Annotated in this window: 20 protein-coding genes and 1 riboswitch; of the genes, 7 read left to right on the plus strand and 13 right to left on the minus strand. The window is 28.4% G+C overall.

Annotation, left to right across the window (positions count from 1 at the left end; genetic code table 11):
* The first annotated feature begins 29 nt into the window (after nt 1-29).
* The 4 genes from tsaE to NNC19_RS13070 are packed head-to-tail and all read left to right on the plus strand — an operon-like array spanning nt 30 to nt 2,266.
* The gene (gene tsaE / locus NNC19_RS13055) at nt 30-491 is read left to right on the plus strand and encodes a tRNA (adenosine(37)-N6)-threonylcarbamoyltransferase complex ATPase subunit type 1 TsaE (RefSeq protein ID WP_310939104.1); all 462 of its coding nucleotides are present in this window, start codon (nt 30-32) and stop codon (nt 489-491) included.
* On the plus strand, nt 488-1,201 hold the full coding sequence (tsaB, locus tag NNC19_RS13060; RefSeq protein ID WP_310939105.1) for a tRNA (adenosine(37)-N6)-threonylcarbamoyltransferase complex dimerization subunit type 1 TsaB: 714 nt from the start codon (nt 488-490) through the stop codon (nt 1,199-1,201). Before tsaE ends, tsaB begins: the two co-directional genes overlap by 4 nt.
* Nucleotides 1,185-1,622, plus strand: coding sequence for a ribosomal protein S18-alanine N-acetyltransferase (gene rimI, locus NNC19_RS13065; protein WP_310939106.1), 438 nt, complete (start codon nt 1,185-1,187; stop codon nt 1,620-1,622). The genes tsaB and rimI overlap by 17 nt, the downstream gene beginning before the upstream one ends.
* 26 nt (nt 1,623-1,648) lie before the next feature.
* Complete coding sequence (locus NNC19_RS13070) at nt 1,649-2,266, plus strand: NUDIX hydrolase (RefSeq protein WP_310939107.1); 618 nt, start codon at nt 1,649-1,651, stop codon at nt 2,264-2,266.
* An 88-nt stretch (nt 2,267-2,354) separates the two neighbouring features.
* On the opposite strand, the gene NNC19_RS13075 is transcribed toward NNC19_RS13070, so the two are convergent.
* The 6 genes from NNC19_RS13075 to NNC19_RS13100 are packed head-to-tail and all read right to left on the minus strand — an operon-like array spanning nt 2,355 to nt 6,229.
* Nucleotides 2,355-2,978 (minus strand): DUF3793 family protein, encoded by a 624-nt coding sequence (locus NNC19_RS13075; RefSeq protein WP_310939108.1) that lies wholly within the window; start codon nt 2,976-2,978, stop codon nt 2,355-2,357.
* 10 nt (nt 2,979-2,988) lie between these two features.
* Nucleotides 2,989-3,408: a flavodoxin gene (locus tag NNC19_RS13080; protein ID WP_310939109.1), complete on the minus strand. Its 420-nt coding sequence runs from the start codon at nt 3,406-3,408 to the stop codon at nt 2,989-2,991.
* Nucleotides 3,409-3,458: 50 nt separating this feature from the next.
* Complete coding sequence (gene feoB / locus NNC19_RS13085) at nt 3,459-5,468, minus strand: ferrous iron transport protein B (protein WP_310939110.1); 2,010 nt, start codon at nt 5,466-5,468, stop codon at nt 3,459-3,461.
* Nucleotides 5,469-5,509: 41 nt separating this feature from the next.
* Nucleotides 5,510-5,731 carry a FeoA family protein gene (locus tag NNC19_RS13090; RefSeq protein WP_310939111.1) on the minus strand — a complete coding sequence of 74 codons (222 nt, stop codon included), beginning with the start codon at nt 5,729-5,731 and terminating at the stop codon, nt 5,510-5,512.
* A 10-nt stretch (nt 5,732-5,741) separates the two neighbouring features.
* Nucleotides 5,742-5,963, minus strand: coding sequence for a ferrous iron transport protein A (locus NNC19_RS13095; RefSeq protein ID WP_310939112.1), 222 nt, complete (start codon nt 5,961-5,963; stop codon nt 5,742-5,744).
* A 2-nt stretch (nt 5,964-5,965) separates the two neighbouring features.
* Nucleotides 5,966-6,229 (minus strand): FeoC-like transcriptional regulator, encoded by a 264-nt coding sequence (locus NNC19_RS13100; RefSeq protein WP_310939113.1) that lies wholly within the window; start codon nt 6,227-6,229, stop codon nt 5,966-5,968.
* Between the two features lie 187 nt (nt 6,230-6,416).
* Between NNC19_RS13100 and NNC19_RS13105 the strand changes: the two genes are divergently transcribed.
* Nucleotides 6,417-6,626 carry a cold shock domain-containing protein gene (locus tag NNC19_RS13105; RefSeq protein WP_310939114.1) on the plus strand — a complete coding sequence of 70 codons (210 nt, stop codon included), beginning with the start codon at nt 6,417-6,419 and terminating at the stop codon, nt 6,624-6,626.
* 38 nt (nt 6,627-6,664) lie between these two features.
* Here NNC19_RS13105 and NNC19_RS13110 read toward each other — a convergent pair whose 3' ends face one another.
* The 5 genes from NNC19_RS13110 to NNC19_RS13130 all read right to left on the minus strand — a co-directional run bounded on the left by NNC19_RS13110 (nt 6,665) and on the right by NNC19_RS13130 (nt 13,124).
* The gene (locus tag NNC19_RS13110; protein WP_310939115.1) at nt 6,665-7,147 is read right to left on the minus strand and encodes a GNAT family N-acetyltransferase; all 483 of its coding nucleotides are present in this window, start codon (nt 7,145-7,147) and stop codon (nt 6,665-6,667) included.
* Nucleotides 7,148-7,221: 74 nt separating this feature from the next.
* A complete protein-coding gene (locus tag NNC19_RS13115; protein WP_310939116.1) occupies nt 7,222-7,626 on the minus strand; it encodes a hypothetical protein in 405 nt (134 codons plus the stop codon).
* Nucleotides 7,627-7,846: 220 nt separating this feature from the next.
* Nucleotides 7,847-9,856 carry an SH3 domain-containing protein gene (locus NNC19_RS13120; protein ID WP_310939117.1) on the minus strand — a complete coding sequence of 670 codons (2,010 nt, stop codon included), beginning with the start codon at nt 9,854-9,856 and terminating at the stop codon, nt 7,847-7,849.
* Nucleotides 9,857-10,084: 228 nt separating this feature from the next.
* Nucleotides 10,085-10,672 (minus strand): ECF transporter S component, encoded by a 588-nt coding sequence (locus NNC19_RS13125; protein ID WP_310939118.1) that lies wholly within the window; start codon nt 10,670-10,672, stop codon nt 10,085-10,087.
* A 116-nt stretch (nt 10,673-10,788) separates the two neighbouring features.
* Nucleotides 10,789-10,906: riboswitch (FMN riboswitch) on the minus strand.
* Between the two features lie 55 nt (nt 10,907-10,961).
* Nucleotides 10,962-13,124: a Tex family protein gene (locus NNC19_RS13130; protein ID WP_310939119.1), complete on the minus strand. Its 2,163-nt coding sequence runs from the start codon at nt 13,122-13,124 to the stop codon at nt 10,962-10,964.
* A 155-nt stretch (nt 13,125-13,279) separates the two neighbouring features.
* Between NNC19_RS13130 and NNC19_RS13135 the strand changes: the two genes are divergently transcribed.
* Nucleotides 13,280-13,615 (plus strand): hypothetical protein, encoded by a 336-nt coding sequence (locus NNC19_RS13135; protein WP_310939120.1) that lies wholly within the window; start codon nt 13,280-13,282, stop codon nt 13,613-13,615.
* Between the two features lie 63 nt (nt 13,616-13,678).
* Nucleotides 13,679-15,031: a M28 family metallopeptidase gene (locus NNC19_RS13140; protein ID WP_310939121.1), complete on the plus strand. Its 1,353-nt coding sequence runs from the start codon at nt 13,679-13,681 to the stop codon at nt 15,029-15,031.
* Nucleotides 15,032-15,046: 15 nt separating this feature from the next.
* On the opposite strand, the gene NNC19_RS13145 is transcribed toward NNC19_RS13140, so the two are convergent.
* Together NNC19_RS13145 and uraA are read right to left on the minus strand one after the other, a co-directional pair.
* Nucleotides 15,047-15,760, minus strand: coding sequence for a GNAT family N-acetyltransferase (locus NNC19_RS13145; protein ID WP_310939122.1), 714 nt, complete (start codon nt 15,758-15,760; stop codon nt 15,047-15,049).
* A gap of 71 nt (nt 15,761-15,831) precedes the next feature.
* Nucleotides 15,832-17,127, minus strand: a complete 1,296-nt coding sequence (uraA, locus tag NNC19_RS13150; RefSeq protein WP_310939123.1) for a uracil permease — start codon at nt 17,125-17,127, stop codon at nt 15,832-15,834.
* Between the last annotated feature and the right edge of the window lie 291 nt (nt 17,128-17,418).

Genomic DNA, 17,418 nt, shown 5'->3' on the forward strand with positions numbered 1-17,418 from the left:
GTAGAATAGAATTTTGAAGGGAGCTACATATGGAATTTAAAGTAAATAGTATAGATGAAACTATACATATTGGCCTTCAATTAGGTACACTACTAAATTCTGGTGATATTGTTTGTTTAACAGGAGACTTAGGTACAGGTAAAACACATATAACAAAAGGAATAGCTAAAGGACTTGGCATAGATGATACTATAACTAGTCCAACATTTAACATAGTTAATGAATATTCAAGCGGAAGGATTAAATTAAATCACTTTGATGTTTATAGAGTAAGTGATCCTGATGAAATTTATGCAATTGGTTTTGATGATTATATTTTTTCTGATGCTGTTTCTATAATTGAATGGGCTAATTATATTGAAGAAATACTTCCAAATGAATATCTTCATATACATATTTCTAAAAATCTTGCTGAAGGTGAAGACTATAGAAAAATAACCTTAACTAGTTATGGAGATAGGTATGATTATATTAAGGAGTTGAAATTATGATAGTTTTAAGTTTAGATTCTTCTTCTAAAGTTGCTACTGTAGCTTTACTAAATGATGAATCTTTAATTGGAGAATATACATTAAATGATAAAAAAGAGCATTCAGTTCTTCTTATCCCTTTAATAGAGAATATTTTAAATGAATCTAATTTAACAGTAGATGATATAGATGGATTTGTTGTATCAAAAGGACCAGGTTCATTCACAGGTTTAAGAATAGGAATGGCCACTATTAAAGGTATGAGTCTTGGTAATAATAAGCCATATATAAGCATTTCCTCATTAGATGCACTAGCTTATAGTGTATTGCCTTTTAAAGGTATAATATGTCCTATTATGGATGCTCTAAGAGAGAATGTTTATACAGCACTTTATAAAAATAATAATGATACACTTAAAAATATACTAGAACCTACCCCTATGGATTTAGATGATTTACTTTCTCTTTTAAAAGAAAAGGATGAAGACGTAATTTTTACTGGAGATGGATTGTTAAAGCATAAAGAATACATAAAAGAAAATTTTGATAAAGCTCATTTTGCTCCTAATCATTTAAGTATCATACGAGCTTCTTCCCTAGGTGAATTAGGTCTAAAACTTTTAAAAGAAGGAACCTATGATGATCCAAATTCAGCTCCTATCTATTTAAAGAAACCACAAGCTGAAAGAGAATTAGAAAGAAGGTTGAAAATGGATGAGTGTAACGCTTAGTTTAATGGGAAAGAAAGATTTAAATGAAGTGCTTGAAATAAGTTCATTAAGCTTAAAAGAGTCTTGGAGCTTAGATTCTTTTTCAAAAGAGTTAACAAATCCTTTAGCCAAATATTTAGTTGCTAAATCTAATGATAAAATAGTTGGATTTGCTGGAGTGTGGACAATCGTTGATGAAGGGCATATAACTAATATTGCAGTGCATCCTGAATTTAGAGAAAAAGGAATTGGTAGTGCTCTAATTAAGTCTTTAATTGATTATTCTAAAAACTGGGGTTGTACTTCATTAACTCTAGAAGTTAGAGCTTCCAATACACCTGCTAAAAATTTATATAAAAAATTTGGTTTTGTTGAAGAAGGTATACGTAAAAAATACTATCAAGACAATAAAGAAGATGCTATTATTATGTGGAAAAGGTAAAAAAGTATTTAGAAAAGAGGATCTTTATGAATCAAAAATGGTTAAATTGGGCTAAAAGCCTTCAATCAATTGCTCAAGCTGGACTTGAATATTCTAAAGATAAATATGACATTGAACGTTTTCAACAGATTAGAGATATTTCTGTAGAAATAATGCATGAATATACTGATATTGATAATAAAAAACTTCATGATTTATTTTGTAATGAAGTAGGATATCAAACACCTAAGGTTGATGTTCGTAGCATTATAATTAAAGATAATAAGATTCTTTTAATCAAAGAGAGTTTAGATGGAAAGTGGGCTCCTCCTGGAGGCTGGGCTGAAATTGGACTTTCTATTAAAGAAAATACAATTAAAGAATCAAAAGAAGAAGCTGGAGTTAATGTTTTACCTCAAAGAATAATTGCTATCTATGATAGAAATACACATAATTATCCTGTTTGCCCTTATGACATATATAAGGTATTTGTTTTATGTGACTTAATAGATGGAGAATTTAAAGAAAATATTGAAACTGAAGCTAGTGAATTTTTTTCATTGGATAATCTTCCTGACTTATCTACTGGAAAGATAACTAAAGAACAAATAGAGTTTTGTTTTAAAGCTAATAAAGATACAAGTTTACCTGTTTTCTTTTCATAAAAAGAGCTGTATTAAGATAAAATTTTTAATTTCTATCTTGATACAGCTCTTTTTGTAAGTTTATTATATCAACTCTATGGATGCACTTTTAGGGAGAATAGAAAAAGTTTTTTATATCAAAAGCAAGGTCACGCGAATTATTTCCTTTTAATATATTACTTAAGGTATATTCTTTTACTTCATCATATTTTTTGAATATCTCTTGAGCTGTGCTACAATCATTATAAACTTTCCAGTAGCCACAAATTAAACATTTTTTCTTTGTACATTCCATAAAATCTTTAACATCTTCAATAGGTATTCCTAAAAATAAGCCTAATTCATGTGGACAATGATATAAATTATATCTTTCTTTTAAAGTCTCAACATATATAGAAATATCTTCTTCATAGGTATACCCTAGTTTTATTAAGAACCTTTTTTGTTCTTCCTGAAATATATATTTTGAAAGTGACTCTTTATTATAAAGCATCACTATTATAGCATCTTCATTTTCTCTCAATTCAACAAATTCTAAGTCAATGTTTTGTACAAAATCTCTACCATAAATTATCCACTTTAAGTAAGTATTATCTCCAGTCTTCTTTAATGTTATAGTTGAAGCTGGTTTTATCCCAGCTACAACTTGAGAAATATTGAATAGTAAGAAATTTTCTATATATTCCTTATCATTCATTGAATTTAACTTTTTGTAAAAATCCAAATACTTCATAACTGATCTACTATAGACTAGCTATTTTTCTTCCAAATTCTCTACATTCCTCTTCTGATGAACCTTCTGGTTCATTTTCAACCATTAGTAAATCTAGAGTAGATTGACAGCCATAAGAAATCATTCTTTCTTCAAAATTTCTTAGCCATGTACCATCTCCCCAACCATAAGACCCAAATAAAGCAACTTTCTTTCCTGACACTTTAGAAGATATCTCTTCTATAAAAGGTTCAAATTCATCCTCTTCTAAAATTTCATCTCCCATTGCTGGACATCCTAAAATCACTATATCTTCATCTTTAAAAATATCTGGATTAGCATCACTTACATTAATTAATTCTGCTGCCTTTCCTTTTTCTATTATTCCTTCTGCAATTAAATTTGCCATCTTTTGAGTATTTCCTGTTCCTGACCAATAAACTATTTTCATTTTTTGTTCCTCCTAATTTATATTAATATTCATTCTCAACTTTTTTATGTTTAAGCAAATCCTAGTAATGAACCTACTTGATATACAATTACAGCCGCTATCCAAGCAACTACAAAAGTATATGTTGCTGCAAAAATTGTCCATCTCCAAGAATTTGTTTCTCTCTTAATTGCACCTAATGCTACTAAACATGGCGTATACAACAAAGACATAACCATAAATGACATGGCTGATAATGGTGTAAATATACTCTGAATTGCAACTGTTAATTCAGGTCCTTCCTGAACTCCAGCATATATTAATCCCATAGTTGCTACTACAGATTCCTTAGCCAATATTCCTGTTAATAATGATACTCCGGCTTGCCATGTTCCAAATCCTGCTAGCGTAAATATAGGTGCTATTACTCCTCCTATTATTCCAAGCAATGAGTTTTCACTATTAGCTTCAACTCCTGCTGGAAAGTTTGATAAGAATGTTAATAGTATCATAACTGGTAGAATTATCACTCCAGCCTTTTTACAAAAAGCACCAGCTTTATCCCACATTAATATGAATACATTTTTAACAGATGGTAACTTATAACTTGGAAGTTCCATAACAAAATATGAAGTTTCTCCTTTAAATAAAGTTTTGCTAAATATCTTTCCCATTATAAGAGCTACTATTATTCCAATTATATAAAGAGCAAATAAAATTACACCTTGATTTTTCTGAAAAAATGCACTTATAAAAAGAGCATATATAGGTAACCTTGCCCCACAGGATACAAAAGGATTAATTAATATTGCTATCATTCTATCTTTCTTATTTTCTAATGTTCTGGTAGACATTATCCCTGGCACATTACATCCTGTACTTACAAGCATAGATACAAAGGTTTTACCATGTAATCCTAAGCTTCTCATAAGTCTATCCATAACATATGCAGCTCTTGCCATATATCCACTGTCTTCCAATAAACCAATTAAAAAATACATTACCATTATTAGTGGTAAGAATGCAATTACATTTCCTACTCCACCAAACACACCATCTTTAACAAGATTCACCAACAAATCTGGAGCTTCAGCACTTGAAAGCACTCCAGATACACTTTCTCCAAGCCCACTAATAAATCCATCTACTATATCTTGAAGTCCAGCTCCTATTTTAAATGTAACTTCATATAATATAAACATAATAATTGCAAAAATAGGTATACCTAGATACTTATTAGTAACAACTTTATCTATCCTATCTGTTATAGTTTCTTTCCCCTTCTCTTTTCTAACTACAGTATCTGAAACAATATCTGATATAAAAGAATATCTTTCATTTACTATAGCCATTTCTCCTTCAAAGCCAATTTTTTCTTCTATATCTTTATTACATAATTCAAGCTTTTCCTTTATTAATTTATTTTCTTCAATTTTAAACTGATTTTTAATATGCTCATCATTTTCAAGTAACTTTAATGCTGCCCATTCTGAATTTAACTCTATATTTTTTGCATTTTGTTCAATGGCTTTAGCTAAAACCTGTATTCCATTATTAATATCTTCACCATAATCTATTGTTACTTTTGGAGATTTTATATCATTACTTATACTTACTTTTATTAATTCATCAATTCCTTTTGACTTTAAAGCAACCGTTGGAATTATCGGAATTCCTAATTTTTTGCTTAATTCCTTAATATTTATTTCAATTTGTCTATTTTCTGCTTCATCCATCATATTTAAAGCAACGACAACATTGGCTCCCATCTCTAATAACTGTATGGTAAGATATAAATTTCTTTCTATATTGGTAGCATCAATAACATTTATAACTACATCTGGTTTCTCATTAACTACATAGTTTCTTGCAACAACTTCATCTTCTGAATATGCCCCTAAACTATAAGTTCCAGGTAAATCTACTATTGTATACTCATTACCTTCATACTTTAGTATACCTTCTTTTTTTTCCACTGTAACACCAGGCCAGTTACCTACATGTTGCCTGGCTTTTGTTAAAATATTAAACAAACTTGTTTTCCCACAATTAGGGTTTCCAGCTAACGCTATTGTCTTCATATTACTCCCCCTTGATATTAAAATTTATTATCAATTAGACATTAAACTAATATCATTATTTTTTTAGCTATATCTAAATCTAAAGCAAATCTACTTTCCTCTATAGCTATAATTAAACTTCTTCCATCATTTTTTACTATTTTAATTTTATTTCCTGCTGAAATTCCTAATTCTCCCAATCTCTTTCCGAGTCCTTCCTTTATAGAAATTGTCTTTACTTCTACTTCCTTTCCTTCATCTGCCAAATTCATTGGTAATATCATGTAATCACCTCTATTCTCCAGATATTACTTTAGCTTCATTCTTTCTTAATGTAAGCTTATATCCTCTTACAAAAACTTCAACAGGATCACCAAAAGGAGCTTTTCCTGTAACCTCTAGTTCTACTCCAGGCGTTATTCCCATATCTAGTAACTTTCTTCTTACTAAACTATCTTTTTCTATATTTTTAACTTTCATTTTCTCTCCAACGCTTAATTGATCTAAAGTGTTCATAGCTACCTCCTTATTTTATTTAATAAATTATAACCTTTTTTAGTTATTTCGTAATCTACCTTATCATTAAGTTTTTTACTGCTACATCCACAAGAACATTTTTCACATGCAGACATATCACATGATATTTTTGCAATGTATCCCATGGATATAAGTTTATTTTTTAAATCATCAACCATGGTTTCTTGAAGATTAAGTTGTCTCGCAATAAATCTACTAGAAAAATTGCTTTCTTTGTTAATAATCTCTAATACTTTATTTAGCATTAAATCACTTCCCTTGGAATATATGCTTTATTTTTCTTTATCTTAATGATATTATAACTCAAATGATAATTAATTTCAATTAAATTTATAAATTTTTTTATTATTTTCTTTTTTCTATAAATGATAAGACTAAAATTTATTATTCTGCAGATACTATATATATACTTAAGACAAGGAGAGATTTAAAATGACAAGTAGAACAGGTACAGTAAAATGGTTTAATACAGAAAAAGGTTATGGTTTTATCTCAGGAGATGATGGAGATGATGTTTTCGTACATCATTCACAGATAAAAGCCCAAGGTCCCAACAAGGATTTACATGAAGGAGAAAATGTTTCCTTTGATGTTGAAAGTGGAGCTAAAGGTCCTATGGCCACAAATGTTAATAGACTATAATAGAAATAGCTGTCTCAATTTTGAGACAGCTATTTCTATTATATATGTAATTGCCAAGATTCCACATCTAACCATTTTTCTTGTTTAAATCCAACTTTTTCATAATAAGCTACCTTATTAAATCCAAATTTTTCATGCAAAGATGAACTTATATCATTTGGTACAGTTATTACTGAAATAAGTGTACGAATTCCACTCTCTTTACACATTTTTATTAATTCTTCCATAAGTTTAGTTCCAATTCCGCTTCCTTTTTTCTTAGGATTTAAATATATTGTTACTTCCTTAGTAAAATTAAAAGCTGCTTTTGATCTCCATTCACCTACATATGCATATCCTAAAATTTTATTCTCTTCTTCGTAAACAATCCATGGTTCTTTATTTCTCTTTGCTTTTATTTTTTCCTCCATCTCTTTCAAACTTAGTTCATTCATATCAAAAGTTATACAAGTGTTCAATATGTAATAATTATAAATATCAACAATTTCCTTTGAGTCCTCTACTTTAACATTTCGTATCATTACATTTACCCCCTTTTAATTAATTTCATTATAACAAAAATATTAAAGATTGTAGAAAAATAATTTCTACAATCTTATATTACTGTTTGTCCTATCAATTTCTCTACAATATCTATTGGAATATCTTCTATACTTTCTAAATTCAAAATTAAAGTTTCTCCTTTTACTTTCAAGTCTAAGTTTGTATAGTCTTTCAAATTTAGTTCAGCTCTAAGATTTGATATTCCTTGGTCTATCTCGCCATATACTTCTTTTGTTAAATTATTTGAATCAACAACAACAACTAATTCGACCCTATATTCATCACAACATTTTGATAAAATACGTTTAAATATATCTTTAACTTCTGGAACAATTGTATATGAAGATATATCAAATTTATTTTTCCCTAAATATTCAACAATAGATTTTCCCTTTATATCTTCCTCTTCTCCTGTATATCCCTTGTCACTTATTACGATAACGCATGCCCTATACATAACTCCTCCTATGAACTGTAACCTTATTACTTTATTATTATATTACTTAACTCACTTGTAAATTATGTTATTTTTTTCTTAAAATAGAGTAATTTATTCTATGTTACTAACTTTTCATAGCTTCTATAAACATAAAATTTTATTTTTACATATACTCATTTTTATATAAAAAAGATCTTACAGTAAACTTTATTACCATAAGACCTTAAAATCACTATATTTAATTTAAAATTCTTCTAGCCCTGCTAACTTTGCTCCATGGTACATCTGTTATTCTTACATTTGAACTACTATTTGGTGCTTCTATCCACTGTCCATTTCCTATATACATGCCTACATGTTGCAAACTTGAATAGAATAATAAATCTCCTGGTTTTAATGCTGAAATTGATACTTCAGTTCCATTTGTAATTTGATCCCAGGTTGTTCTTCCTATATAAATACCAGCTTGCTTGAATCCCCATTGCATAAGTCCTGAACAATCAAATGCTCTGTATCCTTGATTTGCATAGCTTGCAGCTCTATTATAATGTCCAGCTGCTGCTTGATCAGGAAAACTTCTCTTAAATGTATTTAACAGAGTTGTAGTTAAATTTTCTCCTGCCCCTCCCCAAACATAAGGACTTCCAAGTTGAGATTTCATAGCACTTAAAACAGAATTAAACGTCGCTGTGCTGTTTGTATTTCCTGAATTATTACTACTATTTCCATCAACAAATTTAATATATTGATCACTTACATAGCCTATTTGTCCATTATAGTTTAGCTTAATCCATTCACCAATTTTTCCTGTTACATCAATAGTTTGTCCATTTAACAAGTATCCCAAAACTGTTGAACTTGTATTTGCTTGAGATCTTACTCTTAAATTACTGGTAACATTTATAACCTGTCCTTTTTGATTTTTAGCAACTTCTTGTGAAGCATTTCCACCACTATTATTACTACTTGACCCTGATACTTCTTTTACATAGTCCCCTGAAACATATCCTGTTGCAGTTCCAGTCTTAATGTTATACCAACTTCCATTCTTTCCTAGTATATCGAATGTTTCTCCATTTCTTAATATTCCTAATACTGTAGAACTTGTACTTGTTGATTGTCTTATATTTAAGCTGCTTGTTACATTTATTACTTGACCTTTTTGATTTTTAGCAACTTCTTGTGAAGCATTTCCACCACTATTATTGCTACTTGACCCTGATACTTCTTTTACATAGTCTCCTGAAACATATCCTGTTACAGTTCCAGTCTTAATGTTATACCAACTTCCATTCTTTCCTAGTATATCGAATGTTTCTCCATTTCTTAATATTCCTAATACTGTAGAACTTGTACTTGTTGATTGTCTTATATTTAAGCTGCTTGTTACATTTATTACTTGACCTTTTTGATTTTTAGTAACTTCTTGTGAACTAGTATTTACTGGTGCATTATTACTTGCAGATGTCCCACTTGCTTTTTGAACATATTCTTTTGATACATATCCTTTAGTATTATTATAAGAAATTGCATACCAATTTCCTTCTTCAGCTGTTATGCTTACTTCTTGTCCATTTAATAAATATCCTAAAATTGAAGATGTAGTAGATGGGCTTGTTCTAATTCTTAAATTAGTAGAAATGTTAACTACTTTTCCATTTTGAGTAGTCTTTGTTGTTTGTGCTGCTGGTGTTGTAGAAATTCCTATTTCTTTTACATAATCACTTTTTATAAACCCCACTGCATTTTGTGACTTAATATTATACCACCCATTACTATTTGATATAATTTCAAATGTATCACCATTTTTTAAAGTTCCAATAACTGCTGAACTAGTACTTGCAGAATGTCTTATATTTAAATAACTTGTTACATTTATAACTTGTCCTTTTTTATCTGTTGCCGTCACAGTACTTGTAGTAGATTGATTTAATTCTACATAATCTTTCGATACATATCCTTCTCTCCCATTGAAAGATATTCTATACCAATCACCTTTTTCAGCATTTACTTCAATTTCTTGTCCATTATATAAGTAACCAATTATCTCATAATTAGTTCCTGCATCTGAACGTACTCTTAAATTAGTGCTTACATTAGTGATTTTCCCTTTTGTAACATTATTTATTGTTGCATTATTTTTATTAGTATTATTTTCAGTTGCATGTACATTACTACTAGATAAACCTATTCCTCCTGCAATTGCAGACGCTGCAACTACAACTTTCAATATTTTTTTTCTATTCATCGACTTGCTTCCCTTCTCTTATAATACTAACTAATGTATTTTTATCCTTATATTTCATAAAAACATGTATATTATTTGTTTATATTAGCATTATACGGTAATATTTTTTTATCATAGCTTTATTATCGTATAAACTCCAAAAAAATTAAGACTATTTTTAATAAATTTTGTATTTATTAAAAATAGTCTTAATTTTTTATTCATATATTAAATTTAATTCATGTAATTTTATCTACTAATTTCTTTAGTTTCTCTAGTTTTCATTTCTGCTTTAAATATTGTTTCAGATACCCTCTTATATACTACAAATGTCACAATTGATACTAAAACAGCCTTTATTCCATTAAAAGGTAATAACCCTGCAACAACATAATTCATTAATTGTGCTGAATCCATTGCCATCCCATAAGCAGGAAGTAAGAAATATATATTTGCCACTATTGCAAACACTTCCATAAATAATGTACCTACCATCATCCCAATAATAGCAGTCTTTTTATTCCTATTTCTATTATAAATAATTGATGCTGGTACAACAAATGAAATTCCTATAATAAAATTAGCTACTTCTCCTACTCCAAAACTTTGAGTTCCTCTTACTATGAAGAACAATACTATTTTTAATCCTTCCACAATTATTCCTACAATAGGCCCAAATGCAAAAGCTCCCATAAGCACTGGTAATTCACTCATGTCTATCTTTAACCACGGAAATAATGGTAATATTGGAAACTCAAAAAACATTAGAATAACAGATATTGCTGCTAATAAAGAAATCTTAATAGTTTTACTTAAATTTGTACTTGTATTATTCATTTTAACCCTCCAAAATTTTTCTCCTAGGGTGGATGTTTAAAATAAAATTAAAGCCCTAACAAAATGTTAGGGCTTTGATAACAAATATATTAGAATTAAAATTTCTAATTTTCATATGCTATCTTCTTTCATCCAGACTATACTGTCGGCTTCGGAATTTAACCGAATCTGCTAACCACTTAGCTCGCGGGCTATACCGCCGGTGAGGACTTACACCTCGCCCTGAAGATTTTTATATTATATATATATTATACACCTATGTTAAATATGTTTCAATAAAAGCTATAGATTATTCTACATCCTTCATTGTTAATCCAATTCTTTTTCTCTTATTATCTACCTCTAATATTTTTACTTTGATTACATCTCCAACTTTAACGATATCTAAAGGATGCTTAACAAATCTATCTGCCATTTGACTTTTATGAACTAATCCATCTTGATGAACTCCTATATCTACAAAAGCTCCAAAATCAGATACATTTCTCACAGTTCCCATAAGAATCATTCCAGATGATAAGTCCTTAAGGTCAATAACACCAGTTTTTAATATTGGCTTAGGCATCTCATCTCTAGGATCTCTTCCTGGTTTTTGTATTTCTTTTATAATATCTTTTAAAGTTAACTCTCCAATTTCAAGTTCTTTTTCAATATTATTTATTCCTACATTTTTAACCCTTTCTTCTATATCCTCTAATTTTTTATTTTTTAAATCATCTATAGTATATCCTAAAATTTCTATAAGCTTTTTAGCTTCTGAATAAGATTCTGGGTGAACTGAAGTATTATCTAATGGATCCTTACTTTCTGCCACTCTTAAAAAACCAGCGCATTGTTCATAAGCCTTTTGTCCTAATCTTTTAACTTTTAAAAGTTCTTTTCTACTTTTAAATCCACCTTGTTCATCTCTATAATCAACAATATTTTTTGCAATAGCAGCATTTATTCCTGAAATATAAGTTAATAGTGATGGCGTTGCAGTATTTAAATCTACACCTACCTTATTAACTGAATCTTCAACTACACCTTTTAGAGATTCTTCTAATCTCTTTTGTGTTACATCATGTTGGTATTGTCCTACCCCTATAGCTTTAGGATCTATCTTCACAAGTTCCGCCATAGGATCTTGCAATCTTCTTCCTATTGAAATAGCTCCTCTAACTGTAACATCTAAATCTGGATATTCTTTTGTAGCAAGTTCAGACGCTGAATAAACAGATGCTCCTGCTTCTGATACAATTACATATGCCAATTCTTTTCCAGTTTCTTCTTTTATTTCAGTTAACATTTCTGATATGACTTCTTCAGATTCTCTAGAAGCAGTTCCATTTCCTAATGATATTACATCTACATCATATTTTTTAATTAGAGCTTTTAATATCTTTTTAGTACCTTCTATATCTCTTTTAGGAACTGTTGGATATACTGCAACATTTTCTAAAAACTTTCCTGTACTATCTAAGATAGCAATCTTACAACCAGTTCTAAATCCTGGATCATATCCCATAACAACTTTACCTTTTATAGGTGCTTGCATAAGTAATGCTTTTAAGTTTTCCTTAAATACCATTATAGCTCCTTCTTCACCTTTATTAGTAAGTTCACTTCTTATTTCTCTTTCTATAGATGGAAAAATTAATCTCTTATATGCATCTCTAATTGCAATAGCTAACTTTTCATCCGTAATTTCATTTTTCTTAAGTAATTCTCTTTCTAAATAACTAATAATTTTATCTTCACTTATAGTAATCTTAGCTGAAAGAATCTTTTCTTTTTCTCCTCTATTTATAGCTAATATTCTATGAGGTGGTATTTTCTTAACTTCTTCACTATAATCATAATACATTTCATAAGGAGTTGGAGTTTCTGATTCTCCTTTTGATTCAATATATCCTTCTCTCATTACAAGTTCTCTTATGAATTTTCTATACTTAGCTTCTTCTGAAATTGCTTCTGCAACTATATCTAATGCTCCAGAAATGGCGTCTTCAACTTTTTCTACACCCTTTTCTGAATCTATATATTTAGTAGCTTCCTCATCCAAATTTCCTTTAAAAGTTCCTTCTAAAATTACTCCAGCTAATGGTTCCAATCCTTTTTCTTTTGCTATAGTTGCTCTTGTTCTTTTCTTAGGCTTATATGGTCTATATATATCTTCAACTTCTGTTAATGTCTCTGCTTTCTCTAAAGCTTGTGTTATTTCTTCTGTAAGTTTTCCTTGTTCTTCAATAAGCCTTGATACATCTGACTTTCTTTCATTTAAGTTCCTTAAATATGTTAATCTCTCTGCTAACTTTCTTAAAACTTCATCAGAAAGTCCACCAGTTCTTTCTTTTCTATAACGTGCAATAAATGGCACAGTGTTGCCTTCATCTAACATTTCAATAACATTATTAACTTGACTAAGTTTTAATTCTAATTCTTTAGCCAATCTTTCTTCTATATTTATCATAAGTCCCTCCTATTTATTAAGCACAATAAATCTATTATAAACTTTTTTCTAATTTAAATAAATAACTTACCATTTTTTTCATATTTATTCTCTTTAATATTATGTAACCTTCTGCTATAATTTAACTTGTAAATATTTTACAGTAGGTGATGAATATGAATAAAATGATTTTGAAAACTGTTTCTTTAGCCTTAGTTATTTTAATTATTCTTTTAGTATTAGATTATTTTAAAATTATTACTTTCACTAAAGTTATTAAAGATGTTCTTTCTTTATTCACTCTTATATTAACTGTTTTTTCTTCTACAGCTGTAATTTGCACAAGTAAGTCTGGCCTCAATAAATTTCTTAACTATGTTATTTTAGCATCCATGACTCTTGGCTTAGTACTCTATATTATAAAAGGAGAACTTAATAATATACTTTATGTAGCTCTTTTATTTACTACAATATATGCCTTAATGGACATGTTATTTAAAAGGCCCTCCTAATTTAATCATATTGTTTTCTCTAAATTAATATTATTAAGTAAAACAATAATTTGAGGAAACAATATGAAAAAATTATTTACATTTTTACTTCTTATCTCATTATCTGGATTAACAACTTGTTTAATATTAAATTTGTCATATTATGAATTTAACCCTTCTCATGTTAAAAGTAATATTGAATATTTTTCATCCAAAGATTTTAAAGGTAGACTTGCTGGTTCAGGTTCTAATGAGAAAGTTGGAAATGAAATTGAAAAAACTTTTAAGAATTATAAATTAAAAACTTTAGGAAATGATTATAAGGAATCTTTTAATGTAATGATTCCAACACCAAATGATAATAAATGTTCTTTAAAATTACTTAATGGATCAGATGTTATACAAAGCTATATACTTGGTGTAGATTTTAAAGAAGATTTTCTTAATTTTAAGAATCCATCTATAAGCTTTTCAAATAAAGATAGAATAGATATATACCCTAAATCTTTTTCCATTTTTAAAGATAATATTGAATACTTATTCTATGTTACTTTTGATAGCAATTTTTCTTTTAGAAGTTCTTTTTCTAATAATTCAAATTATGGATTTGTTATTCAAATTAATACATCTACCTTTAATTCTTTATTAGATTCATTAAGGCAAGGATATACTTTGCAAGTTAATCTTCCATATACAGTTCATCAGCAAAGTATTAATAATATTATAGGGAAAATTGAAGGTTCTTCTAATTCATTACCTCCACTTATCCTTACAGCTCATTATGATCATATAGGTACAGATTCTCTAAATAATGTATACTATGGTGCTTTAGATAATGCTTCTGGCATTTCTTTTTTATTAGAACTTGCTAAAAACTTTTCTACATTAAAAACTCCTAAAAGAGATATAATTTTTGTTGCTCTTAATGGAGAAGAATTAGGCTTACTTGGTTCAAAATATTTTGCATCTGAGTATAAAGATTCCTTAGCTGGAGCTGAAGTAATTAACTTTGATATGATAGGTATAGATAAAATTCCAATCACTTTAATGTCAGGTGAAAATTGTAATAAAAATTCTTCAAATTTGTTAAATTCTTTAGAAGATATATGCAAAGATAAAAAAATAGATTTTACAGAATCATATCATAATTCAAGTGATCATGCTGAATTCATTAAAAATGGTTTTGATTCATTAACTATATCAACCTGTGATTCAACTAATATTCATACTCCTAAAGACACTGCTGATAAAATTTCTACAATAGCAATAAAAAATACATATGAATTAGTTGGATACAAAATTATTAACTATGCTTATAATGACTTTTTCTTGATATTTTATAATTTTAAAACTTTGGTTTTATTTTCTTTATCATCCTTTTTACTGATTGGATTTAAAATTTTCTATAATTATAAAAATAAATATAACAACAATTAATAAATGTTGTTATATTTATTTCATTAACCAATATATCTTATCCTTACATATTTCAAAACCTAATTTTTTTTGTAATCTTAAGGATTTTTCATTTCCATCTATAATTTCTCCATATGGAATCCTTCCTTCTTTTAATGCTCTATTAGTTGCTTCAGCTTGAAGAATCGCTCCTATACCTTTTCTTCTATATTCTTTTAAAACTTCTAAAATTCCAATAGAACCTTCTTCATGTGTTCCAATAAATCCACATAAATTGTCATTAATAAATGCCCCTAACATATTGCCACTTTCAATTCTTTCTTCTATGTATTCCTTTTCCACTAAATCTATACTAGAATAATTATTAACTACTATATCTAAATTTTTCTTTGTTAGTCTTTGAATTTTTATTACACCTTTTGGAACTTCTATTAATGATTTATTTGTCCAAACTGAATAATAACAAGATATATTTGAATTTGCATTAATTCTATCTTTTATTATTTGCAAATAGAAATCTTGATGTGCTATAACCATTTTTGTCTCATAAGGAATAAGTTCAATCATCTTAATAGCAATTTTTAATTTTTTTGCTGATATCATATATATTCCTGAATATTTGTCTTGTATAAGAACACCTTCTAGAGAAGCAAATAATATATCAACATTTCCCCTACGTATACATTCAATCATGTCAACATTTAAAATAAAATTCCTATATAGCATCTTGTTAGCTATATCTTTATTCATTCTTCTTTCCCCCTACTTTTATAACTTAAAAATCCTGTAGAATTACTAAAAATAATTCTACAGGATTTTTACTATGGTTGTTCATTCATTATTCCTAATTTATCAAATATAATAAATAATATACTTAATATCATACCAACAATTGTTGCCAATCCCATTCCTTTTAATTGAATTGATCCTATTGATAAAGTAATTCCACTTAACCCAACAATAAATATTATTGATGTAAGAATTAAATTTCTTGATTTTGCAAAATCAACCTTTTCTTCTATAAATGTTCTAAGTCCTGATGTTGCTATTGTTCCAAATAATAATAAACTTATTCCTCCAACTACAGGCATTGGTATAGTATTAATTAATGCTGACATCTTACCTGAAAACCCCAGTATAACTGAGACTACTCCAGCTCCACAAACTACATAAACACTATAAACCTTTGTTAAAGCAAGCACTCCTATATTTTCTCCATAAGTAGTTGTTGGAACTGACCCAAAAAATCCTGATAACATTGTTGATAGTCCATCACCTAGTAATGATCTATGAAGTCCAGGGTCTTTAGTTAAATCTTTTCCTACAATACTACTAGTAACTTTTAAATGTCCAATATGTTCAGCTATTACTACAAATGCTGCTGGAACTATAGTAATTATAGCTTGCACATCAAAATGTGCTACTTTTATGTTAGGTAATATAAAGAATTTTGCATCCATTACAGGTGTGAAATCAACAATTCCCATAAAGCATGCTGTTATGTATCCTACTACTACTCCAATTAATATTGGTATAACCTTCAAAAATCCTTTTAATAATACATTACTTAAAACAACAGTTACTAATGTCACCATTGAGACTATTACCCAAGTTGTATTAAACTCTGTAGTATTACTTCCTCCAACTGGGAATCCAGCCATATCTGCTGCTGATGATGCTAATTCTAATCCAATTATTGTAACAATTGCACCCATAGCTGCTGGTGGAAACAATCTGTTTATCCAATTAATCCCAACAAAACCTATAATTATTGCTATTATTACAAAAATTAATCCTGTTACTACAAATCCACTTTGGATTGTTTGAAAATCATAGCCTTTACTCATTAATAAAAATACTGGTGATAGAAATGCAAAACTAGACCCTAAATAAGCTGGTATTTTCTTTTTTGTTACAAACGCATACAATAATGTTCCTATTCCATTAAAAAATAATACTGTAGTTGGATCTATCTTAAATAGTAGTGGAACTAAAACAGATGATCCAAACATTGCAAATAAATGTTGAATACTTAATGGTATTGCTTTTTTTAAAGGAACTTTCTCTGTTACATCTATAAATAACATGTCATCTTCTGGTATTCTTTTTTCTTCCATATATATTCTCCCTCTATTTTTTACACAATTTTTATTATAACTAATTATGATAATAATATCTATACTTAACTATAATATTATTTGATTTTCAAACTATTTATATGAACTTCTTAAAAAATTAAGGTCTATATTGAAATTTATAATTTCCTATACTTTTTCTACAGTAAAAAGACCATAACGTAATTCATTTACATTATGGTCTTTCTTAATTAATTACCTGGCAACGTCTTACTCTCCCACACAGTCTCCCATGCAGTACCATCAGCGCTGTAGAGCTTAACTTTCCTGTTC

Source organism: Clostridium sp. SHJSY1, assembly GCF_031626875.1.
In the GTDB taxonomy this organism is placed as follows: Bacteria; Bacillota; Clostridia; order Clostridiales; family Clostridiaceae; genus Clostridium.

Bases quoted from the DNA above. Each gene is read 5' to 3' on its own strand.
- NNC19_RS13075 (WP_310939108.1), bottom strand. From the start codon at position 2,978: ATGAAGTATTTGGATTTTTACAAAAAGTTAAATTCAATGAATGATAAG.
- NNC19_RS13145 (WP_310939122.1), bottom strand. From the start codon at position 15,760: ATGAATAAAGATATAGCTAACAAGATGCTATATAGGAATTTTATTTTA.
- NNC19_RS13140 (WP_310939121.1), top strand. From the start codon at position 13,679: ATGAAAAAATTATTTACATTTTTACTTCTTATCTCATTATCTGGATTA.
- uraA (WP_310939123.1), bottom strand. From the start codon at position 17,127: ATGGAAGAAAAAAGAATACCAGAAGATGACATGTTATTTATAGATGTA.
- rimI (WP_310939106.1), top strand. From the start codon at position 1,185: ATGAGTGTAACGCTTAGTTTAATGGGAAAGAAAGATTTAAATGAAGTG.
- NNC19_RS13095 (WP_310939112.1), bottom strand. From the start codon at position 5,963: ATGAACACTTTAGATCAATTAAGCGTTGGAGAGAAAATGAAAGTTAAA.
- feoB (WP_310939110.1), bottom strand. From the start codon at position 5,468: ATGAAGACAATAGCGTTAGCTGGAAACCCTAATTGTGGGAAAACAAGT.
- NNC19_RS13070 (WP_310939107.1), top strand. From the start codon at position 1,649: ATGAATCAAAAATGGTTAAATTGGGCTAAAAGCCTTCAATCAATTGCT.
- NNC19_RS13110 (WP_310939115.1), bottom strand. From the start codon at position 7,147: ATGATACGAAATGTTAAAGTAGAGGACTCAAAGGAAATTGTTGATATT.
- NNC19_RS13115 (WP_310939116.1), bottom strand. From the start codon at position 7,626: ATGTATAGGGCATGCGTTATCGTAATAAGTGACAAGGGATATACAGGA.
- NNC19_RS13100 (WP_310939113.1), bottom strand. From the start codon at position 6,229: ATGCTAAATAAAGTATTAGAGATTATTAACAAAGAAAGCAATTTTTCT.
- tsaB (WP_310939105.1), top strand. From the start codon at position 488: ATGATAGTTTTAAGTTTAGATTCTTCTTCTAAAGTTGCTACTGTAGCT.
- NNC19_RS13105 (WP_310939114.1), top strand. From the start codon at position 6,417: ATGACAAGTAGAACAGGTACAGTAAAATGGTTTAATACAGAAAAAGGT.
- tsaE (WP_310939104.1), top strand. From the start codon at position 30: ATGGAATTTAAAGTAAATAGTATAGATGAAACTATACATATTGGCCTT.
- NNC19_RS13120 (WP_310939117.1), bottom strand. From the start codon at position 9,856: ATGAATAGAAAAAAAATATTGAAAGTTGTAGTTGCAGCGTCTGCAATT.
- NNC19_RS13125 (WP_310939118.1), bottom strand. From the start codon at position 10,672: ATGAATAATACAAGTACAAATTTAAGTAAAACTATTAAGATTTCTTTA.
- NNC19_RS13080 (WP_310939109.1), bottom strand. From the start codon at position 3,408: ATGAAAATAGTTTATTGGTCAGGAACAGGAAATACTCAAAAGATGGCA.
- NNC19_RS13130 (WP_310939119.1), bottom strand. From the start codon at position 13,124: ATGATAAATATAGAAGAAAGATTGGCTAAAGAATTAGAATTAAAACTT.
- NNC19_RS13090 (WP_310939111.1), bottom strand. From the start codon at position 5,731: ATGATATTACCAATGAATTTGGCAGATGAAGGAAAGGAAGTAGAAGTA.
- NNC19_RS13135 (WP_310939120.1), top strand. From the start codon at position 13,280: ATGAATAAAATGATTTTGAAAACTGTTTCTTTAGCCTTAGTTATTTTA.